This window comes from Mycobacterium scrofulaceum (assembly GCF_001667885.1).
Classification (GTDB): domain Bacteria; phylum Actinomycetota; class Actinomycetes; order Mycobacteriales; family Mycobacteriaceae; genus Mycobacterium; species Mycobacterium scrofulaceum_C.
Genome location: NZ_LZJW01000164.1, coordinates 39,302 through 57,528, shown reverse-complemented (window position 1 = coordinate 57,528; position 18,227 = coordinate 39,302). Strand labels below are relative to the sequence as shown.

The 18,227-nt window shown below is 66.1% G+C and carries 16 protein-coding genes; 8 read left to right on the top strand and 8 right to left on the bottom strand.

Going from position 1 to position 18,227, the window contains the following annotated elements; all coding sequences use genetic code 11:
• The first annotated feature begins 159 nt into the window (after positions 1-159).
• Positions 160-957, top strand: coding sequence for an SDR family NAD(P)-dependent oxidoreductase (locus tag A5681_RS23060; RefSeq protein ID WP_067281026.1), 798 nt, complete (start codon positions 160-162; stop codon positions 955-957).
• Between the two features lie 42 nt (positions 958-999).
• Positions 1,000-2,007, top strand: a complete 1,008-nt coding sequence (locus A5681_RS23055; protein ID WP_067281023.1) for a dihydrodipicolinate synthase family protein — start codon at positions 1,000-1,002, stop codon at positions 2,005-2,007.
• A 90-nt stretch (positions 2,008-2,097) separates the two neighbouring features.
• On the opposite strand, the gene A5681_RS23050 is transcribed toward A5681_RS23055, so the two are convergent.
• On the bottom strand, positions 2,098-2,337 hold the full coding sequence (locus A5681_RS23050; RefSeq protein ID WP_067281020.1) for a CsbD family protein: 240 nt from the start codon (positions 2,335-2,337) through the stop codon (positions 2,098-2,100).
• 281 nt (positions 2,338-2,618) lie between these two features.
• Here A5681_RS23050 and A5681_RS23045 point away from each other — a divergent pair, with 281 nt between their 5' ends.
• The 6 genes from A5681_RS23045 to A5681_RS23020 are packed head-to-tail and all read left to right on the top strand — an operon-like array spanning position 2,619 to position 9,453.
• Positions 2,619-3,461 carry an enoyl-CoA hydratase gene (locus tag A5681_RS23045; protein WP_067281016.1) on the top strand — a complete coding sequence of 281 codons (843 nt, stop codon included), beginning with the start codon at positions 2,619-2,621 and terminating at the stop codon, positions 3,459-3,461.
• 30 nt (positions 3,462-3,491) lie between these two features.
• A complete protein-coding gene (locus A5681_RS23040; RefSeq protein WP_067281340.1) occupies positions 3,492-4,694 on the top strand; it encodes an amidohydrolase family protein in 1,203 nt (400 codons plus the stop codon).
• A gap of 11 nt (positions 4,695-4,705) precedes the next feature.
• Positions 4,706-6,373: an acyl-CoA synthetase gene (locus A5681_RS23035; protein WP_067281011.1), complete on the top strand. Its 1,668-nt coding sequence runs from the start codon at positions 4,706-4,708 to the stop codon at positions 6,371-6,373.
• The gene (locus tag A5681_RS23030) at positions 6,354-7,184 is read left to right on the top strand and encodes an amidohydrolase family protein (RefSeq protein ID WP_067281002.1); all 831 of its coding nucleotides are present in this window, start codon (positions 6,354-6,356) and stop codon (positions 7,182-7,184) included. Before A5681_RS23035 ends, A5681_RS23030 begins: the two co-directional genes overlap by 20 nt.
• A 2-nt stretch (positions 7,185-7,186) precedes the next feature.
• On the top strand, positions 7,187-8,245 hold the full coding sequence (locus A5681_RS23025) for an acyl-CoA dehydrogenase family protein (protein WP_067280997.1): 1,059 nt from the start codon (positions 7,187-7,189) through the stop codon (positions 8,243-8,245).
• A 14-nt stretch (positions 8,246-8,259) separates the two neighbouring features.
• A complete protein-coding gene (locus A5681_RS23020; RefSeq protein WP_067280994.1) occupies positions 8,260-9,453 on the top strand; it encodes an acyl-CoA dehydrogenase family protein in 1,194 nt (397 codons plus the stop codon).
• A 104-nt stretch (positions 9,454-9,557) separates the two neighbouring features.
• Here A5681_RS23020 and A5681_RS23015 read toward each other — a convergent pair whose 3' ends face one another.
• The 7 genes from A5681_RS23015 to A5681_RS22985 form a co-directional block, all read right to left on the bottom strand.
• On the bottom strand, positions 9,558-10,775 hold the full coding sequence (locus A5681_RS23015) for a CaiB/BaiF CoA transferase family protein (protein WP_067280991.1): 1,218 nt from the start codon (positions 10,773-10,775) through the stop codon (positions 9,558-9,560).
• Positions 10,776-10,796: 21 nt separating this feature from the next.
• Positions 10,797-11,993: a cytochrome P450 gene (locus A5681_RS23010; protein ID WP_419866348.1), complete on the bottom strand. Its 1,197-nt coding sequence runs from the start codon at positions 11,991-11,993 to the stop codon at positions 10,797-10,799.
• A 135-nt stretch (positions 11,994-12,128) separates the two neighbouring features.
• The gene (locus A5681_RS23005; protein WP_067280985.1) at positions 12,129-13,022 is read right to left on the bottom strand and encodes a 2-hydroxy-3-oxopropionate reductase; all 894 of its coding nucleotides are present in this window, start codon (positions 13,020-13,022) and stop codon (positions 12,129-12,131) included.
• 52 nt (positions 13,023-13,074) lie between these two features.
• Positions 13,075-14,034 carry an alpha/beta fold hydrolase gene (locus A5681_RS23000; protein WP_082968505.1) on the bottom strand — a complete coding sequence of 320 codons (960 nt, stop codon included), beginning with the start codon at positions 14,032-14,034 and terminating at the stop codon, positions 13,075-13,077.
• A gap of 98 nt (positions 14,035-14,132) precedes the next feature.
• On the bottom strand, positions 14,133-14,996 hold the full coding sequence (locus A5681_RS22995; protein WP_082968504.1) for an alpha/beta fold hydrolase: 864 nt from the start codon (positions 14,994-14,996) through the stop codon (positions 14,133-14,135).
• Positions 14,997-15,234: 238 nt separating this feature from the next.
• Complete coding sequence (locus A5681_RS22990; protein WP_197498697.1) at positions 15,235-16,314, bottom strand: GlxA family transcriptional regulator; 1,080 nt, start codon at positions 16,312-16,314, stop codon at positions 15,235-15,237.
• Positions 16,315-17,098: 784 nt separating this feature from the next.
• Entirely contained in the window at positions 17,099-18,091 is a 993-nt protein-coding gene (locus A5681_RS22985) for a helix-turn-helix domain-containing protein (protein ID WP_067280977.1), read from the bottom strand.
• Positions 18,092-18,227: the final 136 nt, after the last annotated feature.

Genomic DNA, 18,227 nt, shown 5'->3' with positions numbered 1-18,227 from the left:
TGTTGCCGCTCGACGATGGCCGTCAACCGGGCTTCCGTGCGTTTTTCCATCTGCTACTGTAATACCTATCGTAGGCTTTTTGGTAACGAAGGCTGGACGGGCGAAGATGACCGGGCACAAGCCATTGACCGAGTCCTCCGATAGGCCACGGGATTTGCCATGGATCTAGGCCTGGCGAATGCCGCAACGGTTGTCGTCGGTGGTAGCCGCGGGATGGGTTTGGCGGCGGCCCGTTGCCTCGCCGACGAGAGTGCCCGGGTGGCATTGGTCGGCCGCGGCCGTGAGGCGCTCGACACAGCGGTTGCGGATCTGACGTCGCGAGGTAGCCCCGATGTCGTCGCGGTGGTCGCGGACATCGGCGACGCCGGTCAGGTCGATAAGGCGTTCGCCGAAATCGGGCGGCGTTGGGGCGGCGAGATCAATGTGCTCGTCAACACGGTGGGGCCCGGCGCGGCGGGCACGTTCGACGAACTGACCGACGAGCAGTGGCGCCAGGCCGTCGAAGACGGCGTGATGGGAATGGTTCGGTGCGTCCGCGCGGCGCTTCCGCTGCTGCGCAAGGCGCCATGGGCACGGATCGTCAACTTCTCGGCCCACTCGACCCAGCGGCAGAGCGTCATGCTGCCCGCCTACACGGCGGCCAAGTCGATGTTGACGAGTGTGTCGAAAAACCTCTCGTTGCTGTTGGCCAAGGACGAGATCTTGGTCAACGTGGTGTCGCCCGGCAGCATCGCATCCGAGTCTCTGGTCGGATGGGCCAAGTCGGTCGGTGTCGACGGTGACGACCCCTACGCGCTGATGGAGGCCATTGCCAAACACTTTGGCCATCCCGCGCACATGCCGCGGGCGGGCCTGCCGGAGGAGATCGGGCCGGTGGTCGCCTTCCTCGCCTCGCGACGCAACTCCTACATGACCGGGGCCAACATCAACGTCGACGGCGGTTCGGACTTCACCTGACCGCCCAGATCTAGACGCTCGGCTGAGGAGAAGGGGTCGATTGTGGCGACGGCAAGCGAGGCGCGCGCGTGGGCGCGCGGGGCACTGCGGGGAATCGGCGACTCCCTCTACACCCCGTTCTGTGGTCCGGACGGGGACGACATCGACTGGGAGGCATATCGGACGCTGGTCCGCTACTGCGTCGGCGACCTCGGCCACCCGATGCTGTGGTGCACCAGCGGGCTGTCCGAGTTCTGGTCGTTGACCCTCGACGAGCGAAAGCGCTTGCTGGAGGTGGCAATTGAAGAGGGCCGCGCCGCCAACCCCGACGTTGTGGTGCAAGCGTGCACGGCGGCCATGTCCGCGAAGGATTGTCTGGACCTGACGCTGCACGCCCAGGCGGCCGGCGCCGACATCGTGTATATCCAGACGCCGATGATGGAGGTGCACGGCGGCGAGGGTGTGTTGCGATTCTTCAAGTACATCGCCTCGCGCACCGACGTCGCCCTGGGCATGTTCAACTCGCCGTCGTCGGGCTACGTGCTGACCGCGGCTGAAAGTGCGCGGATCTACGACGAGGTGCCTGCGGTGTGCGCCACCAAAGAGGGCGCCTTTCGGCCGGCGAGCAGTCGCTTGCTGCACGAGCTGGCGCCCGGCCTGGTGCTGTGGGAGTGCGACAAGACGGTATACCGCGCGGGATGGCTACGTGACGGGATCGTCTGCCCCGCGCAACTGGGCACCGCGGGCTACCTGTTCGAGACGCCGCAGCGGCGATTGTTTTCCCAGTACTGGGATTTGGTGCAAAACGACAAGCTGCTGGAGGCGATGGACTTCGGCCGCGAGTCGGGCCTGGACCAGTTCGACCTCGACGTCGGATCGTGGTGGACGTGCTACCCAGGGCGGCCCGACTACTTCACCCATTGGGCCGGCGCGTTCAAATACGCCGCCTCGCTGCTGGGTTTGCCGATCGGCGCCTATCCGCACTCGCGCCCGCCGCAAGCGGAGTTGCCGCCCGAAGCCAAGTCGCAAATCGAAAGAGCGTATCGCCGCCTCGGGCTCCTCGCGGCGTAGCTTTTCTGCAAAAGGATTGCGTCACACGTGGATTGACGAGCAAGAGCCCGGCCACCAGCCGGTGACCGGGCCCTTGGTAGAGCCAATCGCTTACTGCTGCTCGGCCTTCTCGCGCGCCTCCGCGGCCTTGGCCTTGCCGCGCGCCTTTTCGGCCGCCGCTTCCTTCTTGGCCGCGCTGCGCTGCGCGTCGGCCTTGTCCTGCTGCGCCTGACCCTCGTTGACCAGATCGTTGCGGCCGATGATCGTGCCGACGATCTCCTTGGCCTTACCGAAGACGGCCTCGACGATGCCCTGGATGGCCTCGATCGGGCCGCTCTTGATGTCCACCATGGCGTTTTCCCTCCCTGTTAGTGGGTATCTATGTTCGCTTTCCCAGATCTGCGGTCGAAGAAAACGTGGTGGCGACGTGGTGCTCGCCACACTGCGGGCTACGCGCCGATTCACGGGCCGCTGTCCCGCCGTCGACCACTCGGTTCAGTCGCCAGAAACGCGCTGTTCGGCCGGGGTCGTGGGGGCGCGACGGTGGTTGTGGAAAACGGTACCGATAGGTATACAGTATGCGTACAAAAGTCGCGGATTCGTTGGCGATCCTGAGGGAGGTAACGGGGTAGATGTCCGGCAGCGACGGCGCTTCCGAGGACGCAGTGCTCTACGAGGCCACCGCCAGCGGCGTCGCGATACTGACCTTCAACCGACCGGACCGTCTCAACGCCTGGGGCCCCGACATCGCCGCCGGGTTCTACGCCGCGATCGACCGCGCCGAACGGGACCCGGCCATCCGGATAATCGTGGTGACCGGACGGGGCAAAGGCTTCTGCGCCGGCGCATACCTGGGCACGCCGAGTTCCGCGCCGAGCTACGGCGACACGATGGAGAAGGCGAGGCAGACCGACCTCGCCGACTTGGTAGGCGAGCGGCCACCGCATTTCGTGACCACGCTGCGCAAGCCCGTGATCGCGGCCATCAACGGCGCGTGTGTCGGCATCGGCCTGACCCAGGCGCTCATGTGCGACGTCCGATTCGCGGCGGCCGGCGCGAAGTTCGCCGCGGTCTTCGCCCGCCGCGGACTGATCGCCGAGTTCGGCATCTCCTGGATCCTCCCGCGCCTCACCACGTGGGGCGTCGCCCTGGATCTGCTGCTGAGCGGTCGCACCTTCCTCGCCGAAGAGGCGGCCGAGCTCGGGCTGGTCAAAGAAGTGCTCCCGCCCGAGGATTTGATGAAGCGTGCACTGGAGTACGCCGAGGACATCGCCCGCAACTGTTCGCCGGCCTCCATGGAAGTGATCAAACGGCAGGTGTACGGCGACGCGACTCGGGACGTCGTCGACGCCACCTCGCGCGCCGAGGTGTTGCTGCACGAAGCGATGCCGCGGCCGGACGTCATCGAAGGCATCACCAGCTTCCTCGAGAAGCGGGCCCCGCAATTTCCCTCACTCAACTCGACCGACGCTTAGCGCTCGCCGGTAATGCCGGAAAGGAAGATCATGGCCAGTTTGGGTTACCAGGCGATCGACGTCGACAACCACTACTACGAGCCCCTGGACGCCTTCACCCGCCACCTCGACAGGGCGTTCAAGAGCCGCGGCGTCCAGATGGTCACTCAAGGCAAGCGCACGCTGGCCGTGATCGGCGGTCGGGTCAACCACTTCGTGCCGAACCCCACCTTCGATCCGATCATCGTGCCGGGTTGCCTGGATCTGTTGTTCCGCGGGGAGATTCCCGAAGGCGTGGACCCGGCGTCGCTGATGAAGGTCGAGCGCCTCGCGGAGCACCCGGAGTACCAGAACCGCGACGCCCGGGTCGCGGTGATGGACACCCAGGACATCGAAACCGTCTTCATGCTGCCGACTTTCGCGTGCGGAGTCGAGGAGGCGCTCAAGGGAGACATCGAGGCGACGATGGCGTCGGTGCACGCGTTCAACCTGTGGCTCGACGAGGACTGGGGTTTCGACCGGCCCGATCACCGCATCATCGCCGCGCCGATCATCTCGCTGGCGGACCCGGAAAAGGCGCTGGAAGAGGTGGAGTTCGTGTTGGCGCGCGGCGCCAAGCTGGTGCTGGTGCGCCCGGCACCCGTGCCCGGCTTGGTCAAGCCGCGCTCGTTGGGGCATCCCAGCCATGACCCGGTATGGGCGCGGCTGGCCGAGGCTGGAGTTCCGGTCGGATTCCACCTCAGCGACAGCGGCTACCTGCACATCGCGGCGGCGTGGGGCGGCAAGGCGACGTTCGAGGGTTTCGGAGCGAAGGATCCACTGGACAACGTGCTCCTCGATGACCGGGCCATCCACGACACGATGGCCTCGATGATCGTGCACGGCGTGTTCACCCGTCATCCGAAGCTCAAGGCGGTCAGCATCGAGAACGGCTCATACTTCGTCCATCGGCTGATCAAGCGGCTGAAGAAGGCGGCCAACACCCAGCCCCGCGACTTTCCCGAGGATCCGGTGGAGCAGTTGCGCAACAATGTCTGGATCGCCCCATACTACGAGGACGACCTGACCGAGCTGGCCGGTGTGATCGGCATCGACAAGATCTTGTTCGGTTCCGACTGGCCGCACGGCGAGGGCCTCGAGACGCCGGTCTCGTTCGCCGAGGAGCTCACCGGCTTCAGCGAAGCCGATATCCGTAAAGTGATGCGCGACAACGCCCTTGACCTGCTCGGCGTTCCGGTCGCCTCGGCCGTCTAGCCGCCCGCACTATGAGCGAATGGACCGTGGGCGCCGTTCTGGACGCCATCGCCGACGTCGTGCCCGACCGCCTGATGACCGTGTGCGGAGACCGCAAAAGCACATTCGCCGAATCGGCGCGTCGCACCAACCGGTTGGCGAACTACCTCGAGCACAAGGGCTTCGGCGTCTACGCCCCGCGTGATGAGTTGCAGCGTTGGGAGTGCGGTCAAGACCGGATCGCGCTCATCATGTACAACGACCTCTACCCCGACATGGTGATCGGATGCCTCAAGGCGCGCACCGTCCCGGTCAACGTGAATCACCACTACTCGCCCCGGGAGATTCGCGAGCTGCTGGACTACGTGCGCCCCCGAGGCATCATCTACCACCGCTCGCTGGGTGCCCGGTTCGCCGACGTGTTGCCCCCGACCGGCACGGAGTTGTTGATATCCATCGACGACGGCAGTGCCGTTCCCCAACTGCCGAAGGCGATCTCGCTCGACGATGTCCTGGCCGGCGCCAGCCCCGAGCGCGAAGACGCGGGTTCCCCGGATGACCTCATCATGATGTGCACCGGCGGAACGACCGGCCGCCCGAAGGGCGTGCTGTGGCGACAGAGCGACATGTACGTGTCGTCGATGGTGGGCGCCGACCATGCCAGCGTCACCGAGATCCATGACAAGGTCGCCGGGGGCGGGCAGCCATGGTTCGCCGTTTCTCCGCTCATGCACGCGGCCGGCATGTGGACCGCCTTCGCCGCGCTCTGCGCCGGCCTGCCGGTGGTGCTCTACGACGACCGCAACAAGCTAGACGTACGGTCGGTGTGGGAAACCGCCGAGCGGGAGAAGGTGGGCATGATGACCATGGTGGGCGACGCGTACGCCGGGCCGCTCATCGAGGAGCTGCGCGCGCGTTCCTACGACCTCTCCTCGTTGCAGGCGATCGGCACCGGGGGCGCCGCCACCAACGCGAAACACAAACGCGCGCTGATGGAATGCCTGCCACACATCACAATCATCGAGGGCTACGGGTCTTCGGAGAGCGGGAACATGGCGTTCGGGCACAGCCGCGAAGGGAACGCCAGCGAGACGTTCCAGCCCAGGGAAGGGGCCACCGTCGTGTCTGCCGACCGCAGCCGGTTCTTGCGGCCGGGTGAGCAGGAGGTCGGCTGGGCCGCCAGGACCGGCCGCATTCCGCTCGGTTACTTCGGTGACCCGGAGGCTACCCAGCGGACCTTCCCGGAGATCGACGGCCGGCGGGTGGTCGTACCCGGTGACCGCGCGTCGCTGGAAGCCGATGGCACCATCCGCCTGTTCGGCCGCGACTCACTGGTCGTGAACACCGGCGGTGAAAAGGTTTTCGTCGAAGAAGTCGAGGAGGTGCTGCGCGCGCATCCGGGCGTCGTCGACGCCCTGGTGGTGGGGCGGCAAAGCGAGCGCTGGGGACAAGAGGTCGTCGCACTCGTCGCGACCCATCCCGATGCCGACCTGAGCCGGGACGTCCTGTACGCCGCGTGCACGACCCAACTGGCGCACTTCAAGGCGCCCAAGGCTTTCATCTTCGTCGAGCGGATCGAACGCCTCGGCAATGGCAAGCCCAACTACCGATGGGCCAAAGAACGCGCGGGTCAACGTGATCCGGTGACCGCGTTGGTCCCATCCGATCCCGAAGGAAGTCATGAACACCACAGCGATTGACTGCCTGGTGAACGTCCACTTCGGGGAAGCCGAATCTCAGCCGACGTGGATGCTCAAGGTCAGGGACGACTACTTCAAGGGCCCCGAGTCGATGTTCGCCCCGGTCGACCTCTCCGAGCTGCTCGGCGAGATGGACGAACAAGGGGTACAGAAGGCGATCCTCATGGATTCGCTCGCCAATCCGTCCACCACCGCACGCAAGTTCGTCGAGGCCAGGCCCGAGCGGTTCGCGCTGGCCATGGGCGGCGTCAATCTACTGCGCCCGGTGCGGTCGCTGCGCGAGCTGACTTCCGTGGCGGCGGACCTGCCCGTCGCGTATGCCGTAGTGGGGCCCAGCTTTTGGGGTGACGGCCAATACCCGCCCAGCGACGCCGTGTATTACCCGCTGTACGCCAAGTGCGCTGAGCTGGATCTGCCCCTGTGCGTCAACACCGGCATCCCGGGACCGCCGATACCCGGGGAGGTGCAGCACCCGATGCACCTGGACCGGGTCTGCGTGCGGTTCCCCGAGCTACGGCTGTGCATGATTCACGGCGCCGACCCGTGGTGGGACGTCGCGATCCGGTTGTTGCTCAAGTACGCGAACCTGCGCCTCATGACGTCTGCGTGGTCGCCCAAGCGGCTGCCGGAGAGCCTGCTGCACTACATGCGCACCCGCGGCCCCGACAAGGTGATCTACGCGTCGGACTGGCCGGTGCTGCCCATGCGCCGGGTCATCCCCGAAGCCCGCGCGCTGGATCTACCCGCCGACGTACTGGACAACTACCTTTACAACAACGCGCGAGACTTCTTCTTTCGGAAGGACGAGTAACGATGGACCGCTTCGAACTACGCAGGCTGGATTACAGCCTGTCCGAGGACCACGTGGCCCTGCAAGCGGCCTACAAGCAGTTCTTCAAGACCCATTGCCCGATCGAAACGGTGCGTGCCGCAGAGCAATCCGGTTTCGACAAGAGCCTATGGGAGAGGTTGTGCGGGATGGGCGCCACCACCATGGCGTTGCCCGAGTCGTGCGGTGGTGACGGCGCCACACTTGTCGATCTCACGCTGGTGGCCGAGGAGATCGGCCGGTCCCTCGCGCCGGTTCCGTGGATTGACCACGTCTGCACCGCGCGGCTCCTGGCGCGTCTCGGCGCGCTGGGTGGGGCCGTCGCCGGGGTGGCCGAGGGGGAGCAGCTGGCCGCCCTCGACCCGCGAATCGACGGTGGCCGCGGCCCGCGACTGATTCCGTCGGGGTCGATCGCGGACCACGTCGTCGTCCGCGACGACGACCAGGTCGTGCGCCTGACCTTCGGCACTCGGCCGGCGAAGGTCGACAACATCGGCCGGCTACCCATGGCCTGGGTGGATCCCGCGGCGGCTGACACCCGCGACGTCGTCGCCGAGGGGCCCGAAGCGCTGGCCGCTTACCGGCTGGCCCTGGACGAGTGGCGGCTGCTGACCGCCGCGGCGCTCGTCGGGCTGGTGGAGGAGACCATGACCATCGCGGCCGAGTTCGCCAAGACGCGCTACACGTTGGGGGTGCCCATCTCCACCTTGCAGGCGATCTCGCACCCGCTCGCGAACATGGCCATCACCGTGCAAGGCGGCCGGAATCTGGCGCACCGCGCCGCCTGGTTCCTGGACAATGAACCCGACGAACGCCCCGAATTGGCGCCCAGCGCTTTCGTTTTCATGGCCGAGGAGGCCGCCAGGGCGGCGACGATGGCGGTCCACATTCAGGGCGGGCTGGGCGTTTCGGCCGAAGCCGCGGCGACGGCGTACCTGGTCCGCGCCCGGGGCTGGCCGCTGGCCGGAGGCGATCCGGGCGCCACAGCACAACGGGTGGCGGAGATCGTGGCCGCCCGCGAGGGCGCGGCGCAGCCGGCGTAGGAAGGAGCGACACAGTGGATTTCTCGCGCGTCGAACTGTCCGACGAGGACGAGGCGTTCCGCGACGAAGCGCGGAACTTCCTGGCCACGCACATGACCGACGAGATCAGACGCCGGGATCGGGAAACGGGCGACAACTTCGACGAGGGCCTGCACCTGAAGTTCGGCGCCGCAGGCTATTTGGCGGCCGAGTGGAAACCGGAATCCGACGGCGGATTCAGCCGGGTGCGGCGCCGAATCTGGGAGTTGGAGAAGCGGCGGGCACACGTTCCCTGGGTGACCTGGGGGACCACCGCGATGGTGGCCCGTTCGGTGGACAGGTTCGGGTCGGCGCAGTTGCGCGACGAAGTGCTGCCGAAGGTCTTCAGCGGCGAGGTGAGGCTGTGCCTCGGATACACCGAGCCCGAAGGCGGCTCCGACATCGCGACCTGCAAGACTCGCGCGGTCCGCGACGGCGACGAGTGGATCATCAACGGCTCCAAGATGTTCACCACCGGAGCCCACAACTGCCAGTACGTCTTCCTGATCACCAACACCGCCCCGGATGCGCCGAAGCACAAGAGCCTGACGATGTTCCTGGTGCCGCTGGATTCGCCGGGCATCGAAATCCAGGGCATCCGCACGGTGGACGGCGATCGGACCAACATCGTTTATTACAGCGACGTCCGCGTGGATGACAAGTACCGGCTGGGCGAGGTGAACGGCGGCTGGACGGTTTTGCGGGAACCGCTCAACGTCGAGCACGGCGCCGTCGCCGCGGCCCCCGACGGACTGCAGGACACGTCAATCATGATGCACCAAGCCGGATTTCTGTCTCAGGCGGTGGACAAGGCGGCGGCGAGCGTCGCGCGGCCCGACGGGGACGGGCGTCGGCTGGTCGACGACAAGTCGGTCGCGTACCGGTTGGGCCGCTGCGTCGCCCGACTGGAGACGGCGCTGGCCACCCCGAGCATTTTCGGCCGGGTCGCCATCGCCCAAACCATGCGCGACATCTCCCCGGAACTCATGGACCTCCTCGGCGCGGCCTCGACGCTGCCGTTCGGGACCGATGGGTCCGCCGATGACGGCAGCGCCGAGTACGCCTACCGATTCGCTCCGCTGGTGGGGATCTATGGCGGCACGCTGGAGGTGTTCCGCAACATGATCGCGCAGTACATGTTGGGTCTGGGCAAGCCGGCGTACGCGCCGCCGGTCAAGAAAGTGTGGTGATAGCGCGCCGAACGTGCACTCAGGGCGAGAAATCAGCCAATTCTTCGCCCTGAGTGCACGTTCGGCGAAGTCTCAGGTCGTCACCACGGCGATCGCCGGCGCGATCATGCAATGGCTCCCGCCTCCTTCAGTTCCTCGATGCGGTCCCAGTCCATGCCCAGCTCCATCAGCACGATCTCGGTGTGCTCCGAGGCCTGCGGCGCCCGCGTGGTCACCAACGGCTCGTGGTTGAACTGCACCGGGCCGCGCACGACGCGGAAAGGCTTTCCGCCGCTGGCGAGCTCGACCTCGCTGACCATGTCGTTGGCCAGGGCCTGTTCGTCTTCGACCAGGTCGAGCAGGCTCTGGAACGGCGCCCACTGGCCCTTCATCGTCTTCAGGTGTTGCCGCCAATAGTCGAACGGCTTGGCGGCGAAGGCCTTTGCGATCAGCTCGGCGGCCGCGCTGGCATTTTGAATCAGGGGCAGCACCTCGGAGAAGCGGGGGTCGTCGGCCGCCTCGGGGATGCCGAGATGCTCGAACGTGTCGCGGATCAGGCCGGTCGGGCTGATGATGCACAGGTTGATGGTGCCGCCGTCGGAGGTTTCGTAGTTGCCCATGAAGGGGTTCACCGACATCGCGGTGGCGGCGCCCGGCATCGGGGTGCGCATCACCTGTCCGGTCTCCATGCCCTGCGTCACGCTCGCTCCCGCCGCCCACCACGCGGTGCTCAACAACGACACGTCGAGCTCGAGGGCTTCGCCGGTGCGTTCGCGATGCAGCAGCGCCGCTGAGATGCCGCCGGCGATGAACATGCCGCCGATGGAGTCACCGAACGCCGGAATGCCTTGCCCCAGCGCGCCGCCCAGCTCCTCCGGGGTCAGCGCGTACCCGATGCCGCTGCGCGTCCAGAACGCCGTCCCGTCGTAGCCGCCCGTGTCACGCTCGGCGCCCTTGTCGCCGTATGCCGAACCGCGCGCGTAGACGATGTTCGGGTTCACCGCGCGAATGTGCTCCACATCGAACCTGTGCTTCTGCCGCTGTGCCGGCATGTAGTTGGTGAGGAACACGTCGGAGGTCTTGGCCAGTTCGTAGATCACCTCCTGACCACCCGGCGTCGAGACGTCAATCCCGACGCTGCGCTTGCCCCGGTTGGGATGCTCCATCAGCGGGTGCCGCTCCGGATCCAGTTGGATGCCACCCATGTTGATGAAGCCGCGTTGGGTGTCGCCGCGCAGCGGGTGTTCGACCTTGATGACGTCCGCGCCCCAGTCGGCCAGGATGGCGCCCGCCGCCGGGACGAACGTGAATTGCGCGAGTTCCAGGACCCGGAAGCCCGACATAACTTTGACCATTTTCGGACCCTACTTGGCGTCGAACGTCACGGGAAGTGAAGTTGGCGAACGGAAGGGCTGGCCGTGGATGTGGGGGTCGTCGTCGGTCACCAAGCTGACGTTGGTCACCCGGTCCAGCAGGCACTCCACCGCGACGCGGGTCTCCAACCGCGCCAGGTGCAGACCCAGACACGTGTGCTCGCCGGCGGCGAAGGAGATGTGCGGCAGGTGCTTGCGGAAGATGTCGAACTCATCCGAGCGCTCCCAGCGCCGCTCGTCGCGGTTGGCGGCCCCGATGCACACGCTGATCACCGACCGCGCCGGAATCTCGACGCCATCCAGTTCGGTGTCATCGGTGGTGAAGCGCTGCACGGTGGTCAGTGGCGTTTCGAAACGCAACCCCTCCTCGATCGCCTGCGGCAGTAGCTCCCCGTTGTCCTGCACCGCGGCGAACTGGTCCGGATGGGTGAGCAGCAGGTAGAGCAGGTTGCCCGACGAGCGGTACGTGGTCTCCAGCCCGGCCGGCAGCAGCAGCCGCAGGAAGGAGTAAATGGCCTCGTCGCTTAGCTTTTCGCCGTCGATCTCCGCGGTGACCAGGTCGCCGATGATGTCCTCGGTGGGTTCGGACTTGCGGCGTTCGATCTGCTCGACGAAGTAATCCTTGAGCGCGGCCGACGCCTCGAAGGCGCGTTCGTAGTCGACGTGGTAGCTGATCAATTGCACGGCGCGCTTACGGAACGTCGGCAGATCGTCGGCGGGCAATCCGAGGAGTCGGGCGATGACGCGGGTGGGAAATTCGAAGGTGAAGTTCCGGACCAGGTCCGCTTCGCCGGTGTGGATGAACTCGTCGATCAACGCGTTACAGATCGGCCGCACGATGGTGTTCTCCCAGCGGGCCAGCGCCTTGGATTTGAAAGCGGCGGAGACGAGGTTGCGGTGGTCGCGATGCTTCTTGCCTTCCATCGCCAGGATGGTTGGCCCCATGAACAGTCCGATCGTCTTGTCGTATGGCGCGGAGCTGAAGATCCGGCCGTCGCGGAACACCGTGTTCACCGCGTCGAAGGACACCGCGGAATATTCGCGCTTGGGCATCAGCGACTCGGGTGTCTTGGAATAGTCCATCACCGTCCCGCGGAACACCCCGGATTCGCGGCGCTTGCGGGCGAAGAACGGGTAGGGGTCGCGCAGGCTGACGGTCTCGTCACCGCTGCGAACGTCGGTCGTCACGTGGCACTCCAGCATCTCCAGCAGGAACGGGGCGGGCCTTGCGTAAGATCGTACTGTAATTCTTACAGTAGACAATATCGGCAGGCCGCCCCGGGGGAGTCAGCGGCGACTGCCGGAATGCCCGGGGAAGCGCACTCAGGCGCTATCCCTTACCTCTCGACCGCAGAGCCGTTCAACTCCGCGCAGGAGTGCGGAGTGGTCGAGGCTTCCGTCACCGTTGGCCCGGGCGGCGGCCACGAGTTGCGCAACGAGGGAACCGACAGGACTGATGGCGCCGACGCTGCGGGCCGCTTCGGTGAAGATGCCGAGGTCTTTGTGGTGCAGGTCTATGCGGAAGCCGGGAGCGAAAGACCTGCTCAACATGTTGTGGGCTTTCTGATCAAGTACCGCTGATCCGGCGAGGCCCGCGCTGAGGACGCCGAGCGCCGCGTCAGTGTCCACACCTTGCGCTTCGAGGAAGACGAGCGCCTCGGCGAGAAGTTGGATGTTGCCCGCGACGATGAGCTGGTTGGCGGCTTTCAACGTCTGCCCTGAGCCGCTGGGCCCGACGAGTGCGGCGTGGGCGCCGACCGCTTGCAGCACTGGTTGCGCCGCCGCGAAGTCCTCGGGTCTGCCGCCCACCATGATCGAGAGTTCGGCGTTGATGGCGCCAACCTGGCCGCCCGAGACGGGGGCGTCGATCATCCGGAGGCCGCGCTGGCGCGCCTGGCTGGACAGCGCGCGTGTGACGTCGGGCCGGATGCTGGAAAAGTCGATGATCAGCGCACCCGGTTGGGCCGTCTCGAGAACTCCACCGTCGGCGGTCAGCACGGCTTCGACGTCGGGGGAGTCGGGCAGCATGAGGGCGACGATGTCGGCGTGCTGGACCGCGTCGGCGATGGACTCGGCGGCAACACCGCCGGCGGCGACGAGGTCGGAAACCCGGTGAGGCGATCGGTTGTACCCGACCACGTGAAGACCCGCGCGGACGAGATTGACCGCCATGGGACTGCCCATGATTCCGAGACCGATAAAGGCGACCGCACTCACTACGACCCTCGCTTTTTCTGTGATTCAACCGATTCGGAGTAGCAGACCCGCGTCAGGTGGGAAAGAAGCTCACCAACGCGGCGGCGGTTTCGTCGGGCAGCGTCTCGGGGATGAAGTGTCCCGATGGCAGCGTCGTCGTGGTGACAGTTGCAGCACATTGGGCTTGCCAGAGGCCGTGCGCGTCGAAGAGGCGGTGCACTGCTCCCTTCTCGGCGGTCAGAACCTGTGTGTCGCAGGCGATCCGGTGTCCGAGGTCGCGACTGTGTTGATCGTGTTCGAGGTCGATGCCGGCGCTGGCCCGGTAGTCCTCGGCGGTGCTGTGCAGCGTTTCGGGAGTGCAGAAAGCGCGTTCGTACTCGGCAATCACATCGCGTTCAAGGTAGTCGTCGTTCCCGCCTGATAGTTGTCGTAGCACGATGGCCAGGTAAGCGGCCGGGTTGCCTCCGATGAGAAGTTCGGGCAGTGGGGCGGCCTGAATGAGCAGGAACCAGTGAAAGTAAGCGGTCGCGAACTCCTGGTTAGTGGCCCTGTACATGTCGAGGGTGGGGGCTATGTCGATGAGCGACAGCTTCCTGACTCGCTGTGGCTGATCCAGCGCCAGCCGGGCCGCAACGCGCGCCCCGCGGTCGTGCCCACAGAGGTAGAACGAGTCTCGGCCGAGCCGATCCACGACCGCGACGAGGTCGTTGGCCATGGTTCGCTTGCTGTAGTTGCTGTGATCGGGTAACCCGACCGGTTTGGCGGAGGCGCCGTAGCCGCGGAGGTCGGGTATGACCAGGAAGTAGCGGTCCCGCAGCCGGTCGGCGATGTGGCGCCACATCAGGTGGGTCTCGGGGTAGCCGTGCACGAGCAGTAGTGCGGGTCCGTCAGGGTTGCCGCCCCACCGGGCGTAGATGGCCGTTCCGTCGATATCGAACGTACCGACGTCGAACCCGGGGAACCAGCGCGAGTCCGCTTGTACGACAGCGTGTTTTGGGCCTGGGTGGTCGCCGGGGTGGGCGTTGTCGGCCATGTTCAGTGCGGCTCAGCGGGTGGACCCGACGATCTCATGACGAGGCCCTTTCGTGAGTGATGCGAGCTGCGAAACCGGAATTCCGGTGTGGCCGAAGGTTACCGGCTGACGTGTTCGAGTAGATGCTTGGACCAGATGTCAGGTGACTCCAGTGGGCTGAAATGGCCGCAGTTGTCCAGGTACTCGAGGGTGAAGTCTGCGTAGAAGTCATCCAGCGTGTCGCTCCATGCCTGTGGGAACAGGGGGTCCTGGTCCGGCCACAGGATGGTGATGGGCTTCGCGAACCTGTCTTCGCGTGCCGGCGTCGTCTCGTTTGCGTAGAAGGTGATCGGATTGCCCTCAGGGTTGCGGAACCAGAGGACGCCGGCTAGGAATGCCCCTGGCTCGGAGTGGTTGTCGGTTAGGTGGTCAAGGAGGTCGTCGACAACGGTTGATCCGGGCGCCGACCAGTTCACCAGGTTTTCCTTGAGTGCCGCGCGAACGGCGTCGGGCTTGCCGTCGATGATTTCTTCGACGAGTTCCGACTTGTAGAAGATGGCGTGCACGAACGCGTTCACCGCGTCCTCTTCAAGAATCCGCCGCCCGACGCCCAAGGTGGGCGGTGCGACTACCAGCGATCGCACCAGATCGGGCCGGGTCGATGCGACCGTCTGGGCGGTGAAGCTGCCGATGTCGTACCCGCCCAGCACGGCATTGCTGATACCCAATTCTTCGAGCAGGGCGATGACGCTGCCCACCTGGCGACTGAGTGCGTAGGCCGTTGGATCGCTCAGGTGTTTGTCCGACTTGCCGTAACCGCGCAAGTCGATGACGGTGACATCGGCGTGCTCCACCAGTTGCGGCACGACCCTGGAGTACTCCCGGTGGTCGCCGGGATTGCCGTGAATCAGGACAACGGGGACACCTTGCCCGAAGCGCTCGTAGTAGAGCTTGAACCCGTCGTGTTCGCTCGATAAGGGCACGGAACCAATCCTTCCTGTCAGCGCACCAGCGCCTCGCGATCCGCGACGGTGCTGCTCCGAAAAGGGTTTACCCGGAGCCGGTTCGGGGCTCTCCGTAGTGATCGTAAAAGCTGGCCGGAGGTCAGGTCGCTGGCTGGCTGGAATCGATCGCCTTCTGACTCATTTTGCCCGCGGGGATGCTCGTGAGTCCCGGCGGAACGCGCCTCATCGCACTCGGAACGAGACGCCAACTAGTCGGTCAGCCCGCATCGCCGGTCGGTACCGGCATGCGGTCGACGGTACGGAAAGCTTGCCGGTACGCCTGGGGGCTGACGCCGACGATGCGCCGGAATGCGGGACGGAGCGACACCGCGGTGGCCAGACCGACCTGTCGCGCAATGGCGTCGACGGTCAGCTCGGTGCGTTCCAAGAGGTTCTGGGCGCGCAGGATCCGTTGGTGCAGTAGCCATTGCAGCGGCGAGACGCCTGTTTGGACCCGGAAGCGGCGATCGAAGGTCCGCCGACTCAGGCCGGCTCGTGCGGCGAGCGCGTCAATGTCCACATGCTGCAGATGAGCGATGGCGTATTCCATCACCCTTCCCAATTCGACGTCTTCGGACCGGTCGGGGACGGGGCGATCGACAAACTGTGCTTGGCTGCCGCATCGTGCGGGCGACAGGACAAGATGACGGGCTATCGCCGTGGCCGCGACGGCGCCCCAGTGGCGTCGCACAACATGAAGGCAGGCATCCAGACCAGCTGCCGTCCCGGCGCTGGTGACAATGTCGCCGTCGTCGATGAAGAGGACCGAGGGGTCAACGCGAACCGATGGATACCGCGCTGCCAGCGTGGGTGCGTGGAACCAGTGTGCGGCGGCGCGCCGGCCGTCGAGCAGACCGGTGGCTGCGAGGACGAACGCGCCCATACACAGGCTGACGATCAAGGCACCGTCGGCGTGTGCTGTGCGGACTGCTTCCAGTGGCCCAGGGGGTGGGGCGTCATGAGGATTGCGCCAGCCGGGTAAGACCACAATCCCGGCGCGGTCTAGGGCCTCGAGCCCATGCGGTGGATCGAATCCAACACCGTCGCTGGTGCGCATCCGACCGGTTTCGCCGGCAACCGGCAGCACGGTGAATGCGGGAGCCCCGGCAGGATTCATGCCGAACACGCTCATGGGCACCGATGTCTCGAACATCGACGCCCCGTTGAACATCAGCACCGCGACGGTGCGCAGGCTTCGGCCTCGGCCCACGCGGCGAGCACCGGTGGCATTAATGCCGCCCGCATCGCGCGCGATCCCAACGCTGTCCTCGCGCCGCGTCGGGAGTTGATGCGTCACCGGTGTGGTGAATAGTGGCCGTGGCGTCGGATGCGCAGAGCTCAGCGCAGCCGGATGTCGACTGCGATCGCCCGGCCGCGGCGGGGCACTCCGCTCGATTCGGTCTAGAGTCAGATCCATAGGATGCGTCCGGTCACTTTGGCTGCGCCGCAACGTGTTTGAGTGTCGATGGTACGATGGTCCCGCCGGCAAGTCGCGGGCGGGGGGATATCCCGCGGCGATGCTCACCCGGGGTGGCGCAGCGCCGGTAGCCGACGCTGCGGAGCGCGGCTGCCGCGGTACCGATCTCAGCGCGATCGGTGATTGCCCCGATCCGGGGATGGCAGGTCGATCGCGCAATCGCTTCCTGTCCTCGAACAGTCGCCAACAACCCCGGCTCTGCCTGTAGAACAGCCCGCCATTTCCGGCGCGTTCCCAGCCCTTCCGTGTTATGTCTCACCGTGGTCCCCCGTGGTTCCTCCCCAGGCCCAGCTGTATCCCTCGTACCTTCCACCGATCGCGCTCCCTGCGCGGCTGGTCACGTCATCGCGGCCCGGCAGTGCAGAGGCTCTGATGGCATATGTTTGCGCGCGAAACCGTCTCGGTGTGTGCCGGGGCTGCACGACGTTGTGCCTCCGCTGCAGACGGCCGGGGCGGACCTTGCCGGAAGGTGATGGGCGCCGAACCAGGACAGCAGCGTTGCGCCGCGTAGAGCGCTCCGAGTCACGTCGGCCGGAGGGGCGAGACCGTTGCGGCGCAGACCGACGTGGCAGCTGGCGTGGTGCGACTGCGCCGCGCGGGTCCCTTACTGCGGTGTGGCAGGGGAGAACTCCGTTTCAGCGCCGGCACCCAAGCGGTGACCGCGCCACTCCCGCGGGGACAGTCCGTATGCGGCACGGAAAGCGCGGCTGAAACTCGACATGTCGGAGAATCCGTGCCGGCGCGCGACACTGGCGATGGTCACCGACGCGTCGCTGCGGCCCAGCTCGTGGCGCGCGGCTTCCAACCGCCGGATGCGGATGTGCTCGGCCAGGCTGATGTTGGCGTCGGCGCACGTTTTGTAAAGATGCCGCACCGAGACGAAATGTGCCGCGGCGATGCGTTCGGCGTTGAGCTCGGGATCGCGCAGATGACGAGACACGTAGTCCAGAATCCGGACGAGCAGCGTGTTGGCGAGGGGTTCGGCCGCGCGATCTGCATAGCCCAACTGGGTCGTGATCACCGCGCGAAGCAGTTCGATGCTCGGGTGCGCGACGAGATCGCGGTTGACCGCGGTGAACAGGCGCGGATCGGCCGCCACCCGCCGGAGGTGATCGAAGGTCAACGTGGCCAGCGGATGCTCAGGGATGAGTGGCACGGCGCACGCTTTGCGGATCAGTTCAGTCGGCAGAGCCAGCGCGGAGTGGGGGATCTGGAAGAACTCCCCACCCATGCCCTCGGCGTTGAGCAGGGTGTAGGGAGCGCTGGAGTCGTACAGCGCCATCGCACCGGGGTGCAGAACTGCCTCCCTGTCCTCCTGCACCACCATCGCGGTACCGGCCAGCTGCAGATTGACGAAGACTGTGGGCTCGGCGCCATCGCGCGCCAGCGCTGGTGTCCGGACCACCCTGTTGGCGGTCGTCTCTCCGACACAGACGGTCAGGTCACCGAGCGGAGTGACCAGCCCATGAGCGGTCGCGCCCGGGCCGTCTTCCACCCAATGCCACTCGACAGACACCATGGCCGCCCCCATCGCCCAGTGCATGTAATCGGAGCGTTCCACCGGGTCGACAGGGTCGGTATCGAGGACGATGGCCATGGGGAAGACTTCCTTTCACCTGGCAGGTGAGCGCCCCGTTGCGTGATCGCAATCTTAAAACCGGACCCGCGAGGCCGCCAAGCATCGGGCCACGCCAGGAGCCGTCGCACGCGGCTCCCGCCGCGGTTTGCGGCGA

What these genes read in the sequence shown, in the direction of transcription:
- A5681_RS23030 (WP_067281002.1), top strand. Translation starts at nt 6,354, where the DNA reads ATGAACACCACAGCGATTGACTGCCTGGTGAACGTCCACTTCGGGGAA.
- A5681_RS23045 (WP_067281016.1), top strand. Translation starts at nt 2,619, where the DNA reads ATGTCCGGCAGCGACGGCGCTTCCGAGGACGCAGTGCTCTACGAGGCC.
- A5681_RS23015 (WP_067280991.1), bottom strand. Translation starts at nt 10,775, where the DNA reads ATGTCGGGCTTCCGGGTCCTGGAACTCGCGCAATTCACGTTCGTCCCG.
- A5681_RS23025 (WP_067280997.1), top strand. Translation starts at nt 7,187, where the DNA reads ATGGACCGCTTCGAACTACGCAGGCTGGATTACAGCCTGTCCGAGGAC.
- A5681_RS23040 (WP_067281340.1), top strand. Translation starts at nt 3,492, where the DNA reads ATGGCCAGTTTGGGTTACCAGGCGATCGACGTCGACAACCACTACTAC.
- A5681_RS23000 (WP_082968505.1), bottom strand. Translation starts at nt 14,034, where the DNA reads ATGGCCGACAACGCCCACCCCGGCGACCACCCAGGCCCAAAACACGCT.
- A5681_RS23050 (WP_067281020.1), bottom strand. Translation starts at nt 2,337, where the DNA reads ATGGTGGACATCAAGAGCGGCCCGATCGAGGCCATCCAGGGCATCGTC.
- A5681_RS22985 (WP_067280977.1), bottom strand. Translation starts at nt 18,091, where the DNA reads ATGGCCATCGTCCTCGATACCGACCCTGTCGACCCGGTGGAACGCTCC.
- A5681_RS23060 (WP_067281026.1), top strand. Translation starts at nt 160, where the DNA reads ATGGATCTAGGCCTGGCGAATGCCGCAACGGTTGTCGTCGGTGGTAGC.
- A5681_RS23035 (WP_067281011.1), top strand. Translation starts at nt 4,706, where the DNA reads ATGAGCGAATGGACCGTGGGCGCCGTTCTGGACGCCATCGCCGACGTC.